Below are 20,008 nucleotides of genomic sequence, written 5' to 3'. Positions count from 1 at the left end.
TCCTAACGGGCCAGCAACTGGTCGGAGTGATGTCGTGCCACGGCCCACCGATGCCGCGCCGGCCGGCCGTCGGGGTCGCGGGCGCCGACGCTGACCGCATCGTCGGTCAGCTCGGGACTCAGGTCGTCACCGACCCGAAACGGTAAGGTGGACCGGGTGATTCGCCAGCGGTCGCCGTCCACGATGCCCAGCGAGACCTCCAGGTCCAGCAGGGTCCGGGCGCGCGGCAGGTCCGCGGCGGCGACGGCGTCGCGCAGCGCGGTCCCGGATGGGATCACCACATCGGGTGCGCGGTCGCGCACGTAGCCGAATCGGTGACCGACGCGCAGCAACATGCCGCGTCGCCCGTCGGGGTCATTTAGCGCCAACTCCACATGCGCCGCATCGGGTGACGGTCGCGCCGGGACCCAGTCCTCGTGATAGTCGCGCCCGACACCGGTTTCGACGAGGACACCGTCGGCGAAGTGCAGCCGACCCCGATCGGGTAGCGGTTCGGCCGGATGCAGATCGATCGTGCGCGTCCACGTCCAGTCGCCGCCGTCGTCGACCAGGCGCCCGGCGAACGCTTCGACGGCGCACAGCGCGAGCAGGTCGTCCCGGGTGAGCCCGCTCAGCGACCTGGCCGCGATCGGCGCCATGTCGGCCGGGATGCGAAGGTCGACATAGAGGTCGTCGCCCTGCAGCCACTCGACGTCGGTGGCGGTGTCGAGGGCATGTCCGGGCGCCGCGAGCGCCCTGCGACGCCAGCAGCGGCGCACCACGTCCGAGCGGCTCGCCGCGACGCCCGCGGTGACCCTGCGCAGGTAACCCGGCCAGTCGCCGTGATGGCTGATGTCCTCGCCGTCCTGCCAGGCCTGCAGGGTGCAGCCGAACCCGACGGCCTCGGTGCCGTCGGACAGGGTGACCGGCCCCAGCGACATGGGCGCGGGCAGTGCGGCCAGGAAGTCACCAAGCATGGCGGTGCCGATCAGCCACAGTTCGCCGCGAATCTCCATGCCGCCGTCGTCGATTCGAACGAGCCCGGGTTTGGCTGGTTCGGTGTTCAACCGCGCCAGTCGGTAGGCGGGGGTGGTCGCGGCGGGGCCGCACCACCGTGCGCCGCGCTGCTCGAGCTGGTGCGCCAGCGGATGTCCGCGCAGATGGGCGCCGACGACGAAGAGGCGGGTAATCGCCAGGCCCGCGCGTGCGGGCCACGGAACCGTCGGCACCGCGGCACACGGTGCGCAGATCAGCCGCGCCACATCGAGGGCGAGCGCGTCGGCGCCGGCGCGGGCCAGCACGGTGACGCCGAACTGCGCGCCGTCGGAGGCGGTTCCGCACGGGACGGCGACCCCGCACAGGTCCATCAGGTTGCAGAAGTTGGTGTAGGTGCCGAGCCGGGAGTTCACCCCGACCGGGTCGGTGTCGACCTCGGCGATGGTGGGGTGGTCGGTGGTGGTCGGAACCAACAGGGCGTGGCAGTCCCCGAGCTCGGCCAGCGCGGCGGCGGTCAGCGCGGCCAAGGTGAGCCGATCGCGAAGCAGCGCAGTGGCGGACACCGACCCCGCGGCGGCGATGATCCTTCCCACCGTCGGGTCCACGGTCTCGTCGCCGACACCCAGGCGCTCGTCGACGAACGCCCCCACCGCCTCGTGGCGTTCGGCGACCAGCGCGCCGTCGTAGAGCAGCCGCGCCGCGCGCAGAAACGGGGCGAGGTCGATCTCGACGAGCCGCACACCGTTGCGCGCCAGGCGTTCACAGGTTTGACGGAAGGGTGCTCGCCACTGCGGCGCCAGTTCGGGCAGCTCGCGGGGCACCGCCACCCGGAGGTCCGGGGGTGCGGCCAGCGGCGCGTCGGGCGGGAAATCGCGGGCGCCGCCGGCCAGTACACCCATCGCGGTGTCGGCGGTGTCGAGGTCGCGGGCGAACACCGTGACGCAGTCGTAGGAGCGGCAGGCCGGCACCACACCCTCGGTCGGCACCACGCCGATCGTGGGTTTGACGCCGACGATGCCCTGCAGCGCGGCGGGCACCCGCCCGGAGCCCGCGGTGTCGGTGCCCAACGCGACGTCCACCAGGCCCAGCGCCACCGCGACGGCCGAGCCCGAACTCGAACCGCCGGAGATGTATTCGGAGCGGCGGGCGTCGCGCACCGCGCCGTAGGGGCTCCGGGTGCCGACCAGCCCGGTGGCGAACTGATCGAGGTTGGTCGTGCCGATCACCACCGCCCCCGCCTCGCGCAGCCGCGCCACCGCGGGGGCATGGGCGACCGCGGGGCCGGTGGCGAACGTCGGACAGCCCGCCGTGGTCGGGATGCCGGCGACGTCGATGTTGTTCTTCACCGCCGCCACCAGCCCGGCCAGCGGCAGCGCGGTCCCGCCGCGCCCGGCAGCGTCGATCGCCATCGCATCGGCCAGCGCGTCGGCCAAGGGGCGCAACGCGATCCAGATGTCCGGGCGGTCGGCGTCGTCGATCGCGGCGTAGGCGGCACGCACCCGCTCGACCGCGCCCGTCGCCGGGGTCATCGACGATCCCCGGGGCCGACGACGACGAGCGGCGCGCCGCCGTCGACGAGATGGCCTGCGGAGACCAGGATCTTGGTCACCACCCCGTCGAACGGGGCGCGCAGCACCGTCTCCATCTTCATCGCCTCCAGCGCCAGCAGCGGCTGCCCCGCCACCACGCGCTGGCCGACGGCGACGTCGACCTTCCACACGCTCGACGAGAACGGCGCGTCGACGCGCTGCTCACCGTCGTCGAGCATCAGCTCCGCCACGGGTTGCGCGGCCAAGTGGGAGGCGGCGCGCTCGGCGCGGTCGAATTCGCCTGCGGCCGCCCACGCCGCGCGCTCGGCAGCGAACGCGCCGGCCTGCCGGCCCCGGAACGCCGCGATGGCATCGGCGTGGTCGGACACGAACCGCTCGTGTTCGGCGAGCGAGAACGTGCCGTCGGTGATGTCGACCGTGCCCCGGCCCGCCGCGATGTCGGCGCGCAGGTCCAGCAACTCCTCGGCCGACACCGGATACCACGAGATCCGGTCGAAAAACCGCAGCAGCCAAGGATGTTCGGAGTCGAACGCGCCTCGGTGCCGGTGGCTGCTCCACACCTGGGTGGTGCGGCCGACGAACTGGTATCCGCCGGGCCCCTCCATGCCGTAGATGCACAGATACGCCCCGCCGATGCCCACGGAGTTCTCCGCCGTCCAGGTGCGTGCCGGGTTGTACTTGGTGGTGACCAGGCGGTGGCGCGGATCCAGCGGTGTGGCCACCGGCGCACCGAGGTAGACGTCGCCGAGACCGAGGGTGAGATACTGCGCGTCGAACACGATGTCGCGGACCTCGTCGTGGCTGGCCAATCCGTTGATGCGCCGGATGAATTCGATGTTCGACGGGCACCACGGCGCGTCGTCGCGCACCCCCGAGCTGTAGCGGGCGATCGCCTCGCGGGTGGCGGGGTCGTCCCAGGACAGCGGCAGGCGCACCAGCCGGCTGGGCACCACGAGCTGCGACGACGCGGGCAGGTCGTCCTCGATCTCGGCCAGCAGGGCCAGCAGTTTCGGGATCGGCAGCACGTCGGGGTCGACGTGCACCTGCAGCGACCGGATGCCGGGGGTGATGTCAAGAATCCCGTCAGTGCTGCCGTCGAGGCGGGTGTGCAGCGCGTGCACTCGGGCGCGCAGCGCGAGATCCAAGACGATGTCGCCGTACTCGACGAGGACGTTGTCGTCGCCGCTGCGGCGGTAGGTCACCGCCGGGGCGCCGTCGACGCCCTCCCGACGCGCGAGCGCCCCGTCGTCGCCATCGCCGCCGGCGCGCGGTACCACCGGGGTGGCGGCGCCGCGGGCGATGCCGAGTTCGCGGCGCGACGGCGCGTGTGCCGCACGCACCGGCACGAACCGCACCGTGTCGCCGGGCCGCAGCTGGCCCAGCTTCCAGCGGTCGGCGGCGGTCACCGTGATTGGGCACACGAACCCGCCCAGGCTGGGGCCGTCGGGCCCGAGCAGGATCGGCGTGTCCCCGGTGAAGTCCAGCGCACCCACCGAATAGGCGGTGTCGTGAATGTTCGACGGGTGCAGTCCGGCTTCGCCGCCGTCCGGGCGCGCCCATTCCGGCTTGGGGCCCTCCAGCCGCACCCCGGTGCGCGCCGAGTTGAAGTGCACCCGGTAGGACGCCTCGAACAAGGTGTCCATGTCGGCGCGGGTGAAGAACTCCGGAGCGCCGTGCGGGCCCTCGGTGACGGCGAGCTCCCACTCGCCGGTGAGCGCGGGACGCACCTCCGGCGGCACCGGTCCCGCGCCGGGACAAGAGGCGGTGTCGGGACCGGCGGCCCCGGTGCGCAACACATCTCCGGCGATCAGCTCGCGGCCGGCGTGGCCGCCGAAGCGCCCGAGGGTGAAGGTGGCGGCGCTGCCCAGATAGGTCGGCACGTCGAGCCCGCCCGCGAACAGCACGTAGGTGCGCAGACCCACCGCGGCCTCACCGACGTCGAGCACGCCGCCCGCGGGCACCTCGACGGGTTCCCACATCGGCGCCGGTGCACCGTCGAGGGTGACCAGACACTCCGCGCCGGTCACACACACCGTGGTCGGGCGGGTGAACCGCAGCGCCGGTCCGGATGCCGTGCACTCCAGCCCCGCGGCATCCTCGTCGTTTCCCAGGGCGCGGTTGCCCAGTCGGAACGACAGGTCGTCCATCGGGCCGCTCGGCGGCACCCCGACCCGCCACAGCCCGATCCGGCCGGGCACGTCCTGCACGGTGGTCATCAGGCCCGCCCGCTCGACGGTGATCCGCGGCCGGGCGTCGGTGATCGCGGCGAGCGTCGCGGTGCTGTGCCGGGCTGCCCGGACAGCGTCGTGATCGGTTGCCGCACACAGCAGTCCGAGGTTCGTCTCGATGCCGTACATCCGGGTGTCGGCCAGGGCGGCGCCGAGGCGGCTCCACGCGTCGTCGCGGTCGGCGCCGACGGTGACGACCTTGGCCAGCATCGGATCGTAGGCCGCGGTGACCTCGGTGCCGTCCGACACCCAGGTGTCCACGCGCACGCCGGCGGGAAATCGGACGGCGCTGAGCGTGCCCACGCTCGGGCGATGGTCGTGGTTCGGGTCCTCGGCGTAGATGCGCGCCTCCACGGCGTGGCCGGCAACCGGAACCACCGCGTCGGGGTAGTCGTCGAACATCGTGGTGTCGCCCAGCGCCAGGCGCAGCATCCACGCGGCCAGATCCACCCCGGTGACCGCCTCGGTGACCGGGTGCTCGACCTGCAGGCGGGCGTTAACCTCCAGAAACGACGCCTCGCGGCGGATCGGGTCGTAGACGAACTCGACGGTGCCCGCCGACCGGTAGCCCACCGCGGCCGCCAGCGCCCGTGACGAGGCGTGCAGGCGCTCGCGCACCTCGTCGGGCAGCGCCGGGGCGGGCGCCTCCTCGACGACCTTCTGGTGCCTGCGCTGCAGCGAACAGTCGCGGTCGCCCAGCGACACCACCTGTCCGGCGCCGTCGCCGAAGATCTGCACCTCGACGTGGCGGGCGTTCTCGACGTAGCGCTCGACGAACACACCCGTCGCGGCGAAGTTGCGCTCGGCCTGCGCGTTGACCGACCGATAGGCCGCGCGCAGGTCGTCGGCGTCGCGGCAGACCCGCATACCGATGCCGCCGCCCCCGCCGGTGGCCTTGAGCATCACCGGATAGCCGATCCGTTCGGCGCTTGCGAGCGCGGCGTCGAGGTCGTCGAGCAGACCCGAGCCCGCGAACACCGGCACGCCGGCGGCTTCGGCGGCCGCGCGCGCGGTGTGTTTGGTCCCGAACCGGCGCAACTGACCCGGGGTAGGGCCGGCGAACACCAAACCTGCGGCTTCGACGGCCGAGGCGAAGTCGGCGTCCTCGGAGAGGAATCCGTAGCCCGGGTGGATCATCGTGGCACCGGTCGCCGCGGCAGCGGCCAGGATCGCGTCGGCGCGCAGGTAGCTTTCGCGCGGCGGTGGCGGACCGATGCGCACCGCTTCCTCGGCGAGCATGACATGGGGCGCGCCGCGGTCGGCGTCGGAGAACACCGCCACCGAACGCAGCCCGAGCGAGCGGGCGGCGTGGATCAACCGCACGGCGATCTCGCCGCGGTTGGCGATCAGCACCGTGGCCGTCATGCGCTGCCCGCCGGGCGGGTGACGATCATCCGGACCGGTGTGGGGTCAAAGGCGTTGCACGGGTTGTTGATCTGCGGGCAGTTCGACACCAGCACCAGCGTGTCGACGTCGGCGCGCACGGCCACGCGTTTGCCTGGGGCGGACAGCCCGTCGACGATGCCCAGCGCGCCGTCGGCGTCGACGGGCACGTTCATGAACCAGTTGATGTTGGAGGCCAGGTCGCGCGCGGTCAGCCCCCAGCGGGCACCTTCGAGCAGGAAGTTCTCCATGCAGCCGTGCTGGGCACGGGTGTGCTGCCCGTAGCGCAGCGTGTTGGACTCCTTCGAGCAGGCACCGCCCAGCGTGTCGTGCGCACCGACCTCGTCGGCCACGACGGTCATCAACGCGTCGCCGGTGTCGGCGCGCAACACCGATCCGGTGGTCAACGTGATCCGGCCTTGGCGCCGAATGGTTTCCGGCGCCGAATACCGGACGCCGGTGTCGGCGGCCGCGTACAGCAGGCAGTCCACGGCCTGATTGCCCGCAAGGTCGACGATGGTCAACACGTCGCCGGCGGCGATTACCGCCGACCACGGCGAGCGTGCAGGCACCACCTGGTCCAGAATTACCTCGCCGGCCACCAGCGGCTCGACGGTCGGAGCGGAAGTGGTTGTCACAGCTGTCCTCTCGCGATGAGATCGGTGTCGGTGTTGCTCACGGCCTGGCGATGTTCGGGATTCAGGGGCCCGACCAGCTGGCCCGCGGCGAGCCGGTCCAGCTCCGCGGCCGCCGGCCACGCGTATACCAGCAGCGCGGAACACGTGAACTCCGGCCGCGGATCGAGGGGGTGGGCGGTGTTGGCCAGCAACACGATCGCGTCGACGTGCAGCAGCAGGTCGACGGCGGTTCCGGCGCCGGCCGAACCAAGCCACCGGAACGCCCCGTCGGGCTGCACGCGCACGCCCTTGAAGAACGACACCGACGGGGGCAGGTCACGGCGGTCCAGGCCGTGCTTGAGGGCGGCCACTGTGAACAGTTCGCGGCCGGCGGGCGACGGCGACTCCGGTGCTGCGGCGCCGTAACGGGCCAGATTGCCTGCCCGCGTGGTGGTTCCGGTCAGCGCGTCATGACTGCTCGAGGTGTCGGCCACGACGGTGGCCAGCACCCGGCCGAAGCCGCTGAGCAGCGGGTGACCGACGCCGAGGTAGGCCTGCCAGGGCACTTTGACGGTGTCGGCGACGTTAAGGCGTTCGTGCGGAGCGTCCGCGCGGTGCAGCAGCAGGTGCGCGCACGCGTCGCCGTCACGGTCGGTCAGCCGTATCCGGGTGCCACGGGATAGAACGGCGGTGGTGTATCCGCCCGGCGCAACGGTTTCCGACCACGTCAGCTGCTCGGCGGGCACGTCGGCCGGTGCCGTGGGTGCCGTGGCGGCAGGAACGTGGCGCATGAACTCGGCGCTGCGGCCGTGCTGTGCCCGCGCGTGCGCACGGGCGCCGGACGTGGTGGCCGTGTCGGACGCGTGGGCTGGTGGGCTTTCGGTGCGAACCATCTACTCTCCGGCGAGGTGGCGGACTTTCTGTCGCTCGACAGTTTTCGCGGCACCCGCGCGGAGGTGGTTGCGGTGAGGTAACCGATGCCGTCGGTTCGGTTAACAGTGTGCGACCAAGGTTTCTGTCAGGTGACAGAAACCTCTCGGCTCAGCTCAGGCAGCGCGCCGCCGGGATGATCTCGGCGCTCATGTTGCTGCTCATCATGGTCAGCGCCGCATCGCTGAGTTCGGGCTCGATGTGGGCCACCGCATCGGGCGGGACGACGACGGGGAAGTGCCGGACGTAGGCGTCCAGCGCCGTGTAGAGGATGCACTGCTCGGTGACCTGGCCGGTGAGGATCACCCGCCGCGGCCTGAGCTGGTTCAACAGATACGCCAGCGAGGTGGCGTAGAACGCGCTGTGGCGCACCTTGGTCATCAACCGGCAGCCCTTCTGCGGGACGATCGGCTCGACCAGGTCGGGACGGTCACCTTGCAGCGCCGATGACACGATGTCGCTGAACTCAGCGCTGAAATCGCCGTAGTTGTCGTTGACGTAGATGAGCTCGACGTCGTCGCGTTCCCGGGCCCGCGAGACCAGATCGGCCAGCGGATCGATGATCTCCGCGACGTGTGGGGTCAGCTTCTCGGCATCGGGATGCCGGTAGGAGTTCATCATGTCGATGACCAGCACAGCGGTGTCACTCATGGGCTCTTGCATACCCCGTTCTGTTTTCGGGCAACAATGAGGCATGGATTTCTACTCGGCGTACCGCCAGGGTTTCGTCCGCGTCGCCGCCTGCACACACCACACCGCGCTCGCGGATCCGCAGGCCAACGCGGAGTCGGTGCTGCGGCTGGCCCGCGCCTGCCACGACGACAGCGTCGCGCTCGCGGTGTTTCCGGAGCTGACGCTGTCGGGGTATTCGATCGAGGACATCGTGCTGCAGGACGCCCTGCTCGACGCCGTCGAAGACGCGTTGCTCGACGTCGTGCGGGCATCCGCCGATCTGATGCCGGTGCTGGTCATCGGCGCGCCCCTGCGGTACGCGCACCGGGTCTACAACACCGCCGTGGTCATCCACCGCGGCCAGGTGCTCGGCGTTGCCCCGAAGTCGTATCTGCCCTCCTACCGCGAGTTCTACGAACGCCGCCAGATGGCCCCCGGCGACGACGTGCGCGGCGCGATCCGAATGGGCGATACGGACGTGCCGTTCGGACCCGACCTGTTGTTCACCGCCGTCGACATGCCCGGGTTCGTGCTGCACGTCGAGATCTGCGAGGACATGTTCATGCCGATCCCACCCAGCGCGCAGGCCGCGCTAGCCGGTGCGACGGTGCTGGCCAACCTGTCCGGCAGCCCGATCACGGTCGGACGTGCCGAGGACCGTTGTCTGCTGGCCCGTTCGGCGTCGGCGCGGTGTCTGGCCGCCTACGTCTACGCTGCGGCCGGTGAGGGCGAGTCCACTACCGATCTGGCCTGGGACGGTCAGACGATGATCTGGGAGAACGGGGTGTGTCTGGCGCAGTCCGAACGGTTCCCGAAGGGGGAGCGACGCTCGGTCGCCGACGTTGACCTCGAGCTGCTGCGGAACGAGCGGCTGCGGATGGGCACCTTCGACGACAACCGCATTCACCACGGCATCAGCCCGGACACGTTCCGGCGCATCGAGTTTCAACTCGACCCGCCCTCGGGCGACATCGGGCTGCGCCGCCAGGTCGAGCGGTTCCCGTTCGTGCCGTCGGATCCCGAACGCCTGGAACAGGATTGCTACGAGGCCTACAGCATCCAGGTGTCCGGGCTCGAACAGCGCCTGCGGGCCCTGGACTATCCGAAGATCGTGCTCGGCGTGTCCGGCGGGCTGGACTCCACTCACGCGCTGATCGTCGCCGCGCGGGCGATGGATCGAGAAGAGCGGCCGCGCAGCGACATCCTCGCGTTCACCATGCCGGGTTTCGCGACAGGGGACCGCACCAAGGGCAACGCGGTGCGGCTCGCCGAAGCCCTTGGCGTGACGTTCGCCGAACTCGACATCTCCGACACCGCCGAGCTGATGCTCAAGGAAATCGAGCATCCGTTCTCGCGCGGTGAGCCGGTCTATGATGTCACGTTCGAGAACGTGCAGGCCGGGCTGCGCACCGACTACCTGTTCCGGCTGGCCAACCAGCGCGGCGGCATCGTACTAGGCACCGGCGATCTGTCTGAGCTCGCACTGGGCTGGTCCACCTACGGCGTCGGTGACCAGATGTCGCACTACAACGTCAACGGTGGGGTGCCCAAGACGCTGATCCAGCACCTGATCCGCTGGGTGGTCGTCTCGGGGCAGTTCGATAACGAGGTCAACGAGGTGCTGCAGTCGGTGCTGGACACCGAAATCACCCCGGAGCTGGTGCCCACCGGCGAGGACGAAGAGATCCAGAGCAGCGAAGCCAAGATCGGACCATATGCGCTGCAAGACTTTTCGTTGTTCCAGGTGCTGCGGTACGGGTTCCGGCCGTCGAAGGTAGCGTTTCTGGCGTGGCATGCGTGGAGCGATGTCGACCGCGGTGACTGGCCGGCGGGGTTCCCGGAAGAAAAGCGACCGTCATACTCGCTCAAGGAGATCCGGCACTGGCTGCAGGTGTTCGCCCAGCGCTTCTACTCGTTCGCACAGTTCAAGCGGTCAGCAGTGCCCAACGGGCCCAAGGTGTCTCACGGCGGTTCGCTGTCGCCGCGCGGGGACTGGCGCGCGCCGTCGGATATGTCGGCGCGGGTGTGGCTCGACGAGATCGACCGGGAAATCCCCGACGCGGGCTAGCGTTTGCGGCGCAGCTTGCCTGCGCCGATCGCGCCGACCGCCGCACCGGCCAGCGCTCCGACCGTCGACCACCACCATTGGTCGGTCATCGCCGCCACGGTCACGCCGATGATCAAGCCGAGGATCAACGGCATCCAGAGCCAGCCCGCTTCCTGCTTGGTGTTCACCTGTCTGCGTGGCATCACGTCCACGCTAGCGCGGTCAGCGTTCGTAGGTGCCCGTCAACGCGCCGCGCGCCAGCACGTGCCCGGCGATTGCGGCGAGAAACGCCTTGTGGTCGGTCACGTCGTCGGGAACTTCGGTGTCGAGCGCCAGCAGCATGAACCGGTAGTGGTGTGCACCGTGACCGGGGATGGGTGCGGGCCCGAAGTAGGAGTCGCCGAACGCCTTGACGAACCGCACGCCGGCGGCGCCGGGCTTGAGTTCGCCTTCGTCGAGGCTGCGGCGGTCCGCCTCGATCAGCGCGATCGTATGCATCAGCGGTTTGGGGCCGGGTACGTCGACGTCGTCGATGACGAGCGCGAGTTGTCGGGTCGGTGCCGGCACGCCGCTCCAGCGCAGCGGCGGCGAGATGTTGTCGCCGACGGCTGACCCGGCATGTTTCTGCGGGATCGGGCCGCCCTCGTCGAACGCGGGGCTGGTGACGTCGACGGTGTCGGCGCCCGCGTACTCGGGTGCGGCGAGCGGGCTGCGGTGCGCGCCAGCGCGGAACCGCCTGAGCAGCTTTCCCACAATCGGCATGCCCGGCAGTCTAGTCAGCGATTTCGGTGCGCCAAGTCGCGGTGAGCGCTACGCAGCGCACCGAAATCGCCCGAGGCCCGGGACGAAGCGGCCGACCCGCGCGGTGTACTCGCGGAACTCGTCGCCGTGCACCGACAGCAGGTAGGGCTCCTCGACCACTCGGACCTGAAGCTCGATGGTGACGACCAGAATCCCGAAGCCCATCAAGGCCACCAGATTCGGTGTCACCACGGCGATTCCGAGTCCGAACACCAGCATCGCGGTGAAGATCGGGTTGCGCACCACGGCGAACACTCCGCTGCGCACCAGCGTCGTCGTCTCGTCGTGGTCGACACCGATCCGCCACGAATCACCCATGTCCAGTTGCGCGTACACCGTGCCCGCGATGCCGAGGACCGCGAGTACCACCCCGACGACGTTCAGCCACGTGTGATCCAGAATCGGCAGTGGCGCGACGACGCCGAGCAGTTGCAGGGTCGGCGCGAACACCGCCGCGGCCATCGCCACCACGAAGCCGACACCGGCCAGCCATTCGACCGAGCCGATGCGGCCGCTGATTCCGCGGAACCCGGTCGAGCCGGTGCGTCGCCGCTGAACCCAACTGCGCCAACCGAATCCGAGCAGCGCGAAGACACCGAACAACACCAGTGCGATGGCTGGCACGGCCCCTCCTCTCATGAACAGCAGGTGTCTCCGCGCCAGGCGTTGACGCCTTCACGAACGGCGATGGCAGCGATGCCCAGGGCGGCGACCGGATCGGTCCACGACCACCCGAGCAGCGCATTGAGCACCAGCCCGATCAGCAGGATCGCCGACAAGTACGCACACAACAAGGTCTGTTTGGAGTCGGCAACGGCCGAGGCCGACCCCAGCTCGCGTCCGGCGCGCCGCTGCGCCCACGACAGCACCGGCATGATCACCAGGCTCAGCGCGGCGAGCGCGATGCCGATGCGCGACGGCCGCGCCTCGCCGATCCCGAACAGCGACAGCGCCGCGTCGACGGTGATGTAGGCCGCCAGCGCAAAGAACGAGAACGCGATGAACCGCAGCGTGGGCTTCTCCCGTGTCTCGGGGTCCCGGGCCGCGAACTGCCAGGCGACCGCTGCCGCGGAGGCGACTTCGACGGCCGAGTCGAGCCCGAAGCCGATCAGCGCCGTCGACGACACGCGAGTGCCCTCGGCCAGCGCGACGATCGCCTCGATCACGTTGTAGCTGATGGTCGCGGCTACGAACAGCCGGACGCGGCGGATGAGGACGTCACGCCGGGCCGCCGTCGTCGCCGGCATCAGCAGCACTCCTGAGAATCGGTCGCCGGACAACAGGCTGGGTCGACCGCCAGCACCAGACCGATCAGATCGTTAAGCGCGTGGGCGATCCGGGCGTCGGCGAGTTCGTAGCGGTTGCGCCGACCTTCGGGCTGCGCGACGACCAGCCCGCAGCCGCGTAGGCACGCCAGGTGGTTGGACAAGATCTGGCGCGACACCCCGATCTTGTCGGCCAGCTCGGAGGGGTAGCCGGGGCCGTCGCGCAGGAGCAGCAGGATCTCGCAGCGCGTCGGGTCGGCGAGCGCGTAGCCGAACCGCGACAACGCGTTTCGCTGGGTGACCGTCTGCATGCGCGAAACAGTACAACAATTACTGTATTCAGCCAGTGCTGAACCGTCGTGATGTGATTTCGGCGCGCAAACACGCGGTACGCGCTAGTTGGCGCACCGAAATCGCCACTCAGAGGCGGCCGTGGACGCGCAGGTCGGGGTGCACCCAGTCCGGCGAACGTCGCTCCTTGAACGACCGGAACCCCTCGATGATCTCGGGCCCGGCCAGCGATGACTGCATCCCGATGCGGTCGAACAACCCGAGATAGTTGTCGATGCTGGACTTGACCACGCCCCGAGCACCCGGCGCAGTCCGGGCGCACTGGGTGAGCACCTCGCGGGCCTGCTCGAGCAACTCGTCGTGCGGCACCACCCGGGCCACCATGCCCCAGTCCAGCGCCTCCTGCGCGTCCAGCGTGCGGCCGGTGAACATCAGGTCGCGGGTGCGCACCGGTCCGATCAGCCGGGTCAGCATCTGGCTGTAGTACGTGTCGGCGATACCGCGCAGCAGTTCGGGCACCCGGAACGTGGCCCGGTCGCTGACCACCGCCATATCGCTGCACAGCGCGATCTGCAGGCCGCCGCCCTGACACAGCCCGTTGACCGCCGAGACCACCGGTTTGACCGACTGGCGCAGCGTCTCGAACGGCGTCACGTCCATGCCCAGCGCCGAACCGAACGTCAGCCAGTTGTCGCTGCCGTCGCCGCCGCCCATGTCGCCGCCCGGGGCGAAGACGTCGCCTGCCCCGGTGATGAGCAGGCCGGCCAGGTCGGGGTCGGCGTCGACGTGGCGCACGGCGTAGCGGATGCCGAAGTACATCGCAGGCGTCATCGCGTTGCGCGCCTCGGGCCGGTCCAGGGTGCAGACCCCGAACGGCCCCTGGCGGGTGAAGCGCAGATACGGGGTGCCCAGCCAGTCGCCGTCGGGTGGACGGGGTGTGCTGCTGCTCGGCTGGGTGGTCGTCATAACTGCCTTTCTGCCTTTCGGATGGTTACCGCATCGTCGATCGCCTCGGCGTAGGGGGCGCAGTCGCCCGCACCCGGCACCAGGGTGGCGAGGGCCCCGGCTGCGCATGCGCGGCGCAGCGCGTCCTCGTGACCGTCGGGCCACCCGGCTGCCAGCACACCGGCGAACACATCGCCCGCGCCGGTGGTGTCGACGGCTTTCACCGTCGGCGCGCGCACGTCGAACCGTTCGTCGGCACCGAGATAGCTGGCGCCGCGGCGGCCCCGGGTGATCACCAGGTGCGGGACCGGCCAGTGCCATTCGCGCGCCTCGGCCTCGTTGACCACGACGACGTCGGCCAACTCGGCCAGGGTCAGCAGGTGGTGCGGTTTGGCTCCGGTCGGGGAGGCGTTGACGATGACGACCGCGCCTGCGGTGCGTGCGGTCCGCGCGGCAGCGATGGCGGTGGCGACGGGGATTTCCAGTTGCAGCAGCATCACGTCGCAGTCGGCGATGACGGCCTGCGCCTCGGGGGAGTCCACGCTCAGCGCGGCGTTGGCGCCGGGGGCCACCGCGATGGTGTTCTCGGCCGAGGAGTCGACCGTGATGATGGCGGTGCCGCTGGGCCCTGCCAGGCTGACCACGCCGTCGAGCCCGACGTCATTAGCGCGCAGGTGCGCCCGCAGCTGGTCGGCCGCCGCGTCGCTGCCCAGCGCCGCGACCAAACGCACCCGGGCGCCGGCCCGCGCCGCGGCCACTGCCTGGTTGCCGCCCTTGCCGCCCGGCGACGTCGACATCGACGACGCCAGCACGGTCTGGCCGGGTCGGGGTAGGTCGTCCACGGCGAAGATGAGATCGAGATTCACGCTGCCCACTACGCACACCCGCGCCACTCTCCGGACGTTAAAGAGCGCTGTGCGGTTTGACAACCGTTGGGGGCTGGTCGTTCCACCCGGCCGCCGCGACCAGGTCGAACCACGACAGCGCCCCGGCGTCGGGGTAGTACACGGCGTGCACGTGGGCGGGAAACGTCAACGGCTCACCCTTGGCGGGATTGTGGTGCACCTGGCGTGCGATCACCTCGGCCAGCGCATAGCCCAGATCGTGGCGCGGCCAGGCGGCGTGCACCCGCTCGGCGAAACCCGACCTGAGCTGTTCGCGGCCCAGCCCGACGACGTCGGTCGCGATGCCGCGCTGGGCGACTCCTTGGACCGCGCCGAAGCGATGCGCCAGGCCGGGGCTGGTGTGCAGCGCGATGGTGCTCCACACGGTCGCGGTGCGGGCTTCATCGACGCCTTGGTTGCGGAGGAACCGCGCGGCGGCGTCGGCGCCGTCGACCTCGAACCGCTGGTCACCGTTGGCGTAGTCGGTAACCCCGAGGTCGTGCAGCAGGCACGCCACGAAGACCAGTTCGTCGTCGTAGTCGCGGCCTGCGCGCAGCCCGTCGCCGGCGGCCAGCTCGCGGGCGAAAAGATAGCTGCGCACGCAGTGGTGGTAAACGAACTCCGGAGATACCTCTTCGGCCAGCCGGCGCGCGGACACGGCCAGGTCGGAGTCGGGCAGTTCGAACGATGTCATGGTCGTCCTTTCGTCGGTTGATGCCGAGACTGGCGGAACACAGCTGCACCGATCTAGTGGCTGGAAAGACAAACTTCTTTAAGATCTAGCCATGGGAGTGCGCACGGTTGCGGTGCTGGCCCCGCCGCGGGCCATCGGGTTCGAGGTGATGACGCCGGGGCAGGTGTTCGGGATGGCGAACCGGGCTGCCACCGAATCTGCGCTCGGCGCACCGGTTTACGAGATCCGGGTGTGCGCCCCGGGTGGTTCGGTGGCCACCGTCGCGGCGTGGGGTGAGATGCGGTTGCACACCGATCACGACCTCGACGCTGTCGTCGGCGCGGACATCGTGGTGGTCGCCGGCTCGGAGAAGTTTCTCGAACCGCCCGATCCCGATGTGACCGCCGCGCTGCGGGCGGCGGCGGCGGGCGGAAGCCGTGTCGCCTCGATCTGCGTCGGCGCCTTCACCGTCGCCGCCGCAGGCCTGCTCGACGGCGTCCGCGCCACCACCCACTGGCAACTGGCCGCCGAGCTCGCGCGCCGGTATCCGGCCGTCGACGTCGACCCCACGGTGCTGTTCGTCGACAACGGTCGAACCCTCTGCTCGGCCGGCGTCGGCGCCGGGCTCGACCTGTGTTTGCACCTCGTCCGCGCCGACCACGGCGCCGAGCTGGCGGCCGCCGCCGCACGCCGGCTGGTGATGCCGGCATGGCGCGGCGGCGGGCAGTCCCAGTTCGTCGAGCACCTCGATCCGGCGCCGGCCGGACATCCACTTCAGGACACGGTGGACTGGATGCGACGCAACGCGCAGGCTCCGCTGGACCTCAAGGCGATCGCCGATCACGCGACGATGAGCGTGCGCAGCCTCAGCAGGCACTTCCGCGATTACCTCGGTACGACGCCGTTGGACCTGCTGGTGCGGATGCGGGTGGATCACGCCCGGCGACTGTTGGAAGCCACCGACCTGCCGGTGCACCGGGTAGCCGAGGAGTCCGGTTTTGGCTCGGAGGCCGCACTGCGCCATCACTTCGGGCGCCTGGTCGGCGTTCCGCCGCAGAAGTACCGGTCGAGCTACCATCCGCGCCTACCCGACACGTGTCCAACGGCCCGGACACCGTTCGATACGCTGGGGTAATGACTGTGCAGGCCCCCTCGCTACCCGGTTTGCGCGAACACGTCCACGACGCTGCCCGCCGTGCCCGCGTCGCGGCCCGCGCGCTGGCCACCCTGAGCACCGAAACCAAGAACCGTGCGCTCAACACCGCCGCCGACCACCTGCTGATGCACGTCAGCGAGGTCCTCGCAGCCAACGAAGCCGACCTCGAGGCGGCCAGAGCCGCGGGCACACCCGAGGCCATGCTCGACCGGCTCGCGCTGAACCCAAACCGCATCGAAGGCATCGCCGACGGGCTGCGGCAGGTCGCGCGGCTGCCCGACCCGCTCGGCGAGGTGCTGCGCGGCAGCACCCTGCCCAATGGGCTGCAGCTGCGCCAGGTGCGGGTCCCCCTCGGCGTGGTCGGCATCGTCTACGAGGGCAGGCCCAACGTCACCGTTGACGCGTTCGGTCTGACGCTGAAATCCGGTAACGCGGTGCTGTTGCGGGGCAGCTCGTCCGCGGCGCGCTCCAACGCAGCCCTGGTCGACGCGTTGCGCGCGGCGTTGGCCACCGAACTGCTCGACGCCGACGTCGTGCAGCTGCTGCCCAGCGAGGACCGGGCCAGCGTCACCCACCTGATTCAGGCTCGCGGCCTCGTCGACGTCGTCATCCCGCGCGGCGGGGCCGGCCTCATCGACGCCGTGGTGCGCGACGCGACGGTGCCGACGATCGAGACCGGGGTGGGCAACTGCCATGTCTACGTTGACAAGTCGGCCGACCTCGACGTCGCCGAGCGGATCCTGCTGAACGCCAAGACGCGCAGGCCCAGCGTCTGCAACGCCGCCGAGTCGGTGCTCGTCGACGCCGCGATCGCCGAGCAGGCGGTGCCGAGGTTGACCAAGGCGCTTTCCGACGCCGGGGTGGCCGTGCACGGCAGCCCGTCCGAGGACCAGTTGCGCGCCGAGTTCCTGTCGATGGACATCGCGCTGGCGGTGGTCGACGGCGTCGACGGCGCGATCGCCCACATCAACGAGTTCGGCACCGGGCACACCGAGGCCATCGTGGCCACCGATCTGGCTGCGGCCCAACGCTTCACCGCTCAGGTCGACGCGGCCGCGGTGATGGTCAACGCGTCGACGGCGTTCACCGACGGTGAGCAGTTCGGGTTCGGCGCCGAGATCGGCATCTCGACCCAGAAGCTGCACGCCCGCGGCCCGATGGGGCTGCCCGAACTGACATCAACCAAGTGGATCGTGTGGGGCTCGCCCGTGACTGGCCACACCCGCCCGGCCTGAATCAGGAGTTACTACCTTGACTGTCCCCGCACGCCCGGCGCCGCTGTTCGCCGACATCGACGATGTCGCGCGGCGGCTGGCCGAAACCGGCTATCTGCCCGACACCGCTACAGCCACCGCGGTCTTCCTCGCCGACCAGCTGGGCAAGCCACTACTGGTCGAAGGGCCCGCCGGGGTCGGCAAGACCGAGCTGGCCCGTGCGGTCGCGCAGTCGACCGGCTCGGGTCTGGTGCGGCTGCAGTGCTACGAGGGGGTCGACGAGGCGCGGGCCCTCTACGAGTGGAACCACGCCAAGCAGATACTCCGTATCCAGGCCGGTTCCGGCGATTGGGATGCGACCCGCGACGACGTGTTCTCCGAGGAGTTCCTGCTGTCGCGCCCGCTACTGACCGCGATCCGGCGCACCGAGCCGACCGTGCTGCTGATCGACGAAACCGACAAGGCCGACATCGAGATCGAGGGTCTGCTTTTGGAGGTGCTATCGGACTTCGCGGTGACGGTCCCGGAGCTGGGCACGATCAGCGCCGAACGTGCCCCGTTCGTGCTGCTGACCTCCAACGCCACCCGCGAGCTTTCCGAGGCGCTCAAGCGGCGTTGCCTGTTCTTGCACATCGACTTTCCCGATGCCGAGCTGGAGCGGCGCATCCTGCTGTCGCGGGTGCCCGAGCTACCCGAGCATCTGGCCGCCGAGTTGGTCCGCATCATCGGGGTGCTGCGCGGGATGCAGCTCAAGAAGCTGCCGTCGGTGGCCGAGACCATCGACTGGGGCCGCACCGTGTTGGCGCTCGGGATGGACACCATCGACGACGCGACCATCGCGGCCACGCTGGGCGTGGTGCTCAAACACCAGTCCGATCAGATCAAGGCCAGCGGCGAGCTCAGGCTGAACTGATATGGCCGTCCGCCGCACCCGTCCGCCGCAGCCGCTGGCGCCGCACGGTATCCCCGGCCACTTGGTCGGGTTCGTCGAAGCGCTGCGTAACCAAGGGATCTCGGTCGGGCCGTCGGAGACCGTCGACGCCGGCCGGGTGATCTCGGTGCTGGGCCTGGGCAACCGGGAGGCGCTGCGCGAGGGCATCGCGTGCGCGGTGCTGCGCCGCCCCGATCACCGCGACACCTACGACGCGATGTTCGATCTGTGGTTCCCCGCGGCGCTGGGCGCCAGGACCGTGCTGCTCGACGACGACGACCAACCGTTGCTGGATGAGGAAGGGTTGCCGCCCGAGGACGTCGAGGCGATGCGCGCGGTGCTGCTGGATCTGTTGGCCGACAACGAGGAGCTGGCCAACCTCGACGAGCGGATGGCCGCGATGATCGCTCAAATCGTCGAGGCCTACGGCCGGTACAACTCCAGCCGCGGCCCGTCGTACTCGTCGTATCAGGCGCTCAAGGCGATGAACCTCGACGACCTCGAGGGCAGGCTACTGGCGGGGCTGCTGGCGCCCTACGGTGACGAGCCGACGCCCACCCAGGAGCAGATCGCCAAAGCGATGGCGGCCCAACGCATCACGCAGCTGCGCAAGATGGTGGAGGCCGAGACCAAGCGGCGCACCGCCGAGCAGCTCGGCCGCGATCACGTGCAGATGTACGGGGTGCCGCAGCTCGCCGAGAACGTCGAGTTCCTGCGCGCGTCGGGCGAGCAGCTCAACCAGATGCGCCGGGTGGTCGCGCCGCTGGCGCGTACGTTGGCGACCCGGCTGGCGGCGCGTCGGCGCCGGTCCCGGGCGGGTGAAATCGACCTGCGCAAGACGCTGCGCAAGTCGATGTCGACCGGTGGGGTGCCGATCGACGTGGTGCTCAAAAAGCCGCACCCGGCGCGTCCCGAGCTGGTGGTGCTGTGCGACGTGTCGGGTTCGGTGGCCGGGTTCAGCCACTTCACGCTGCTGCTGGTGCACGCGCTGCGCCAGCAGTTCAGTCGGGTGCGGATTTTCGCGTTCATCGACACCACCGACGAAGTGACCGAACTGTTCGGCCCGGACGCCGATCTGGCCGTCGCGGTGCAGCGCATCACCCGCGAGGCGGCGGTGTACACCCGCGACGGGCACTCCGACTACGGCCACGCGTTCGTGTCGTTTCTGGACGGGTGGCCCAACGTGCTGTCGCCGCGCAGCTCCCTGTTGGTGCTCGGCGACGGCCGCAACAACTACCGCAATCCGGAGACCGAGCTGCTGGCCCACATGGTCAACTCCAGCCGCCACGCGCACTGGCTCAACCCCGAGCCCAGGCATCTGTGGGGCAGCGGCGATTCAGCCGTGCCGCGCTACGAGGACGCCATTCCCATGCACGAATGCCGCTCGGCCAAACAGCTGGCGGGCGTGATCGATGCGCTGCTCCCCGTCTGAGTACGGCGCGAACG

18 protein-coding genes are annotated in these 20,008 nt (G+C 70.1%); 5 read left to right on the top strand and 13 right to left on the bottom strand.

The window, feature by feature from the left end:
• Positions 1-2: 2 nt before the first annotated feature.
• The 5 genes from atzF to ABQE44_RS18915 all read right to left on the bottom strand — a co-directional run bounded on the left by atzF (position 3) and on the right by ABQE44_RS18915 (position 8,334).
• Complete coding sequence (atzF, locus tag ABQE44_RS18935) at positions 3-2,504, bottom strand: allophanate hydrolase (RefSeq protein ID WP_448431338.1); 2,502 nt, start codon at positions 2,502-2,504, stop codon at positions 3-5.
• Positions 2,501-6,118 (bottom strand): urea carboxylase, encoded by a 3,618-nt coding sequence (gene uca, locus ABQE44_RS18930; RefSeq protein WP_448431336.1) that lies wholly within the window; start codon positions 6,116-6,118, stop codon positions 2,501-2,503. Before uca ends, atzF begins: the two co-directional genes overlap by 4 nt.
• On the bottom strand, positions 6,115-6,774 hold the full coding sequence (locus ABQE44_RS18925; RefSeq protein WP_448431334.1) for an urea amidolyase associated protein UAAP2: 660 nt from the start codon (positions 6,772-6,774) through the stop codon (positions 6,115-6,117). Before ABQE44_RS18925 ends, uca begins: the two co-directional genes overlap by 4 nt.
• Positions 6,771-7,646, bottom strand: a complete 876-nt coding sequence (locus ABQE44_RS18920; protein WP_448394616.1) for an urea amidolyase associated protein UAAP1 — start codon at positions 7,644-7,646, stop codon at positions 6,771-6,773. Before ABQE44_RS18920 ends, ABQE44_RS18925 begins: the two co-directional genes overlap by 4 nt.
• Before the next feature lie 148 nt (positions 7,647-7,794).
• On the bottom strand, positions 7,795-8,334 hold the full coding sequence (locus ABQE44_RS18915; RefSeq protein WP_448394617.1) for a cysteine hydrolase family protein: 540 nt from the start codon (positions 8,332-8,334) through the stop codon (positions 7,795-7,797).
• Between the two features lie 43 nt (positions 8,335-8,377).
• Between ABQE44_RS18915 and ABQE44_RS18910 the strand changes: the two genes are divergently transcribed.
• Positions 8,378-10,423, top strand: coding sequence for an NAD(+) synthase (locus ABQE44_RS18910; protein ID WP_448431332.1), 2,046 nt, complete (start codon positions 8,378-8,380; stop codon positions 10,421-10,423).
• On the opposite strand, the gene ABQE44_RS18905 is transcribed toward ABQE44_RS18910, so the two are convergent.
• The 8 genes from ABQE44_RS18905 to ABQE44_RS18870 form a co-directional block, all read right to left on the bottom strand.
• Entirely contained in the window at positions 10,420-10,605 is a 186-nt protein-coding gene (locus tag ABQE44_RS18905; RefSeq protein WP_448431330.1) for a hypothetical protein, read from the bottom strand. The genes ABQE44_RS18910 and ABQE44_RS18905 overlap by 4 nt on opposite strands.
• A 19-nt stretch (positions 10,606-10,624) precedes the next feature.
• A complete protein-coding gene (locus ABQE44_RS18900) occupies positions 10,625-11,164 on the bottom strand; it encodes a YbhB/YbcL family Raf kinase inhibitor-like protein (protein WP_448431328.1) in 540 nt (179 codons plus the stop codon).
• A 48-nt stretch (positions 11,165-11,212) separates the two neighbouring features.
• The gene (locus ABQE44_RS18895; RefSeq protein WP_448431326.1) at positions 11,213-11,827 is read right to left on the bottom strand and encodes a methyltransferase family protein; all 615 of its coding nucleotides are present in this window, start codon (positions 11,825-11,827) and stop codon (positions 11,213-11,215) included.
• An 11-nt stretch (positions 11,828-11,838) separates the two neighbouring features.
• Positions 11,839-12,450 (bottom strand): cation efflux transmembrane domain-containing protein, encoded by a 612-nt coding sequence (locus ABQE44_RS18890; RefSeq protein WP_448394622.1) that lies wholly within the window; start codon positions 12,448-12,450, stop codon positions 11,839-11,841.
• Entirely contained in the window at positions 12,450-12,779 is a 330-nt protein-coding gene (locus tag ABQE44_RS18885) for an ArsR/SmtB family transcription factor (RefSeq protein WP_448431324.1), read from the bottom strand. The genes ABQE44_RS18890 and ABQE44_RS18885 overlap by 1 nt, the downstream gene beginning before the upstream one ends.
• Positions 12,780-12,888: 109 nt before the next feature.
• Positions 12,889-13,725, bottom strand: coding sequence for an enoyl-CoA hydratase/isomerase family protein (locus ABQE44_RS18880; protein ID WP_448431322.1), 837 nt, complete (start codon positions 13,723-13,725; stop codon positions 12,889-12,891).
• On the bottom strand, positions 13,722-14,579 hold the full coding sequence (locus tag ABQE44_RS18875) for a ribokinase (RefSeq protein WP_448394625.1): 858 nt from the start codon (positions 14,577-14,579) through the stop codon (positions 13,722-13,724). Before ABQE44_RS18875 ends, ABQE44_RS18880 begins: the two co-directional genes overlap by 4 nt.
• A gap of 28 nt (positions 14,580-14,607) precedes the next feature.
• The gene (locus tag ABQE44_RS18870; RefSeq protein ID WP_448431320.1) at positions 14,608-15,282 is read right to left on the bottom strand and encodes an HD domain-containing protein; all 675 of its coding nucleotides are present in this window, start codon (positions 15,280-15,282) and stop codon (positions 14,608-14,610) included.
• Positions 15,283-15,373: 91 nt separating this feature from the next.
• Here ABQE44_RS18870 and ABQE44_RS18865 point away from each other — a divergent pair, with 91 nt between their 5' ends.
• From ABQE44_RS18865 to ABQE44_RS18850, 4 genes are read left to right on the top strand one after another with little or no spacing between them, the layout of a single operon-like run.
• Positions 15,374-16,396, top strand: a complete 1,023-nt coding sequence (locus tag ABQE44_RS18865; protein ID WP_448394627.1) for a GlxA family transcriptional regulator — start codon at positions 15,374-15,376, stop codon at positions 16,394-16,396.
• On the top strand, positions 16,396-17,652 hold the full coding sequence (locus ABQE44_RS18860) for a glutamate-5-semialdehyde dehydrogenase (RefSeq protein ID WP_448394628.1): 1,257 nt from the start codon (positions 16,396-16,398) through the stop codon (positions 17,650-17,652). Before ABQE44_RS18865 ends, ABQE44_RS18860 begins: the two co-directional genes overlap by 1 nt.
• 16 nt (positions 17,653-17,668) lie before the next feature.
• Complete coding sequence (locus ABQE44_RS18855) at positions 17,669-18,544, top strand: AAA family ATPase (RefSeq protein ID WP_448431318.1); 876 nt, start codon at positions 17,669-17,671, stop codon at positions 18,542-18,544.
• A gap of 1 nt (position 18,545) precedes the next feature.
• Complete coding sequence (locus ABQE44_RS18850; RefSeq protein WP_448431316.1) at positions 18,546-19,994, top strand: vWA domain-containing protein; 1,449 nt, start codon at positions 18,546-18,548, stop codon at positions 19,992-19,994.
• Positions 19,995-20,008 lie beyond the last annotated feature (14 nt).

This window comes from Mycolicibacterium sp. XJ2546 (assembly GCF_053483195.1).
The sequence above is the reverse complement of the archived record's forward strand: the minus strand, read 5'-3'. Positions and strand labels throughout refer to the sequence as shown.

Excerpts from the sequence above, each read along its gene's own strand:
- atzF (WP_448431338.1), bottom strand. The coding sequence starts at position 2,504 with ATGACCCCGGCGACGGGCGCGGTCGAGCGGGTGCGTGCCGCCTACGCC.
- uca (WP_448431336.1), bottom strand. The coding sequence starts at position 6,118 with ATGACGGCCACGGTGCTGATCGCCAACCGCGGCGAGATCGCCGTGCGG.
- ABQE44_RS18920 (WP_448394616.1), bottom strand. The coding sequence starts at position 7,646 with ATGGTTCGCACCGAAAGCCCACCAGCCCACGCGTCCGACACGGCCACC.
- ABQE44_RS18915 (WP_448394617.1), bottom strand. The coding sequence starts at position 8,334 with ATGAGTGACACCGCTGTGCTGGTCATCGACATGATGAACTCCTACCGG.
- ABQE44_RS18910 (WP_448431332.1), top strand. The coding sequence starts at position 8,378 with ATGGATTTCTACTCGGCGTACCGCCAGGGTTTCGTCCGCGTCGCCGCC.
- ABQE44_RS18905 (WP_448431330.1), bottom strand. The coding sequence starts at position 10,605 with ATGCCACGCAGACAGGTGAACACCAAGCAGGAAGCGGGCTGGCTCTGG.
- ABQE44_RS18900 (WP_448431328.1), bottom strand. The coding sequence starts at position 11,164 with ATGCCGATTGTGGGAAAGCTGCTCAGGCGGTTCCGCGCTGGCGCGCAC.
- ABQE44_RS18890 (WP_448394622.1), bottom strand. The coding sequence starts at position 12,450 with ATGCCGGCGACGACGGCGGCCCGGCGTGACGTCCTCATCCGCCGCGTC.
- ABQE44_RS18885 (WP_448431324.1), bottom strand. The coding sequence starts at position 12,779 with ATGCAGACGGTCACCCAGCGAAACGCGTTGTCGCGGTTCGGCTACGCG.
- ABQE44_RS18880 (WP_448431322.1), bottom strand. The coding sequence starts at position 13,725 with ATGACGACCACCCAGCCGAGCAGCAGCACACCCCGTCCACCCGACGGC.
- ABQE44_RS18870 (WP_448431320.1), bottom strand. The coding sequence starts at position 15,282 with ATGACATCGTTCGAACTGCCCGACTCCGACCTGGCCGTGTCCGCGCGC.
- ABQE44_RS18865 (WP_448394627.1), top strand. The coding sequence starts at position 15,374 with ATGGGAGTGCGCACGGTTGCGGTGCTGGCCCCGCCGCGGGCCATCGGG.
- ABQE44_RS18860 (WP_448394628.1), top strand. The coding sequence starts at position 16,396 with ATGACTGTGCAGGCCCCCTCGCTACCCGGTTTGCGCGAACACGTCCAC.
- ABQE44_RS18850 (WP_448431316.1), top strand. The coding sequence starts at position 18,546 with ATGGCCGTCCGCCGCACCCGTCCGCCGCAGCCGCTGGCGCCGCACGGT.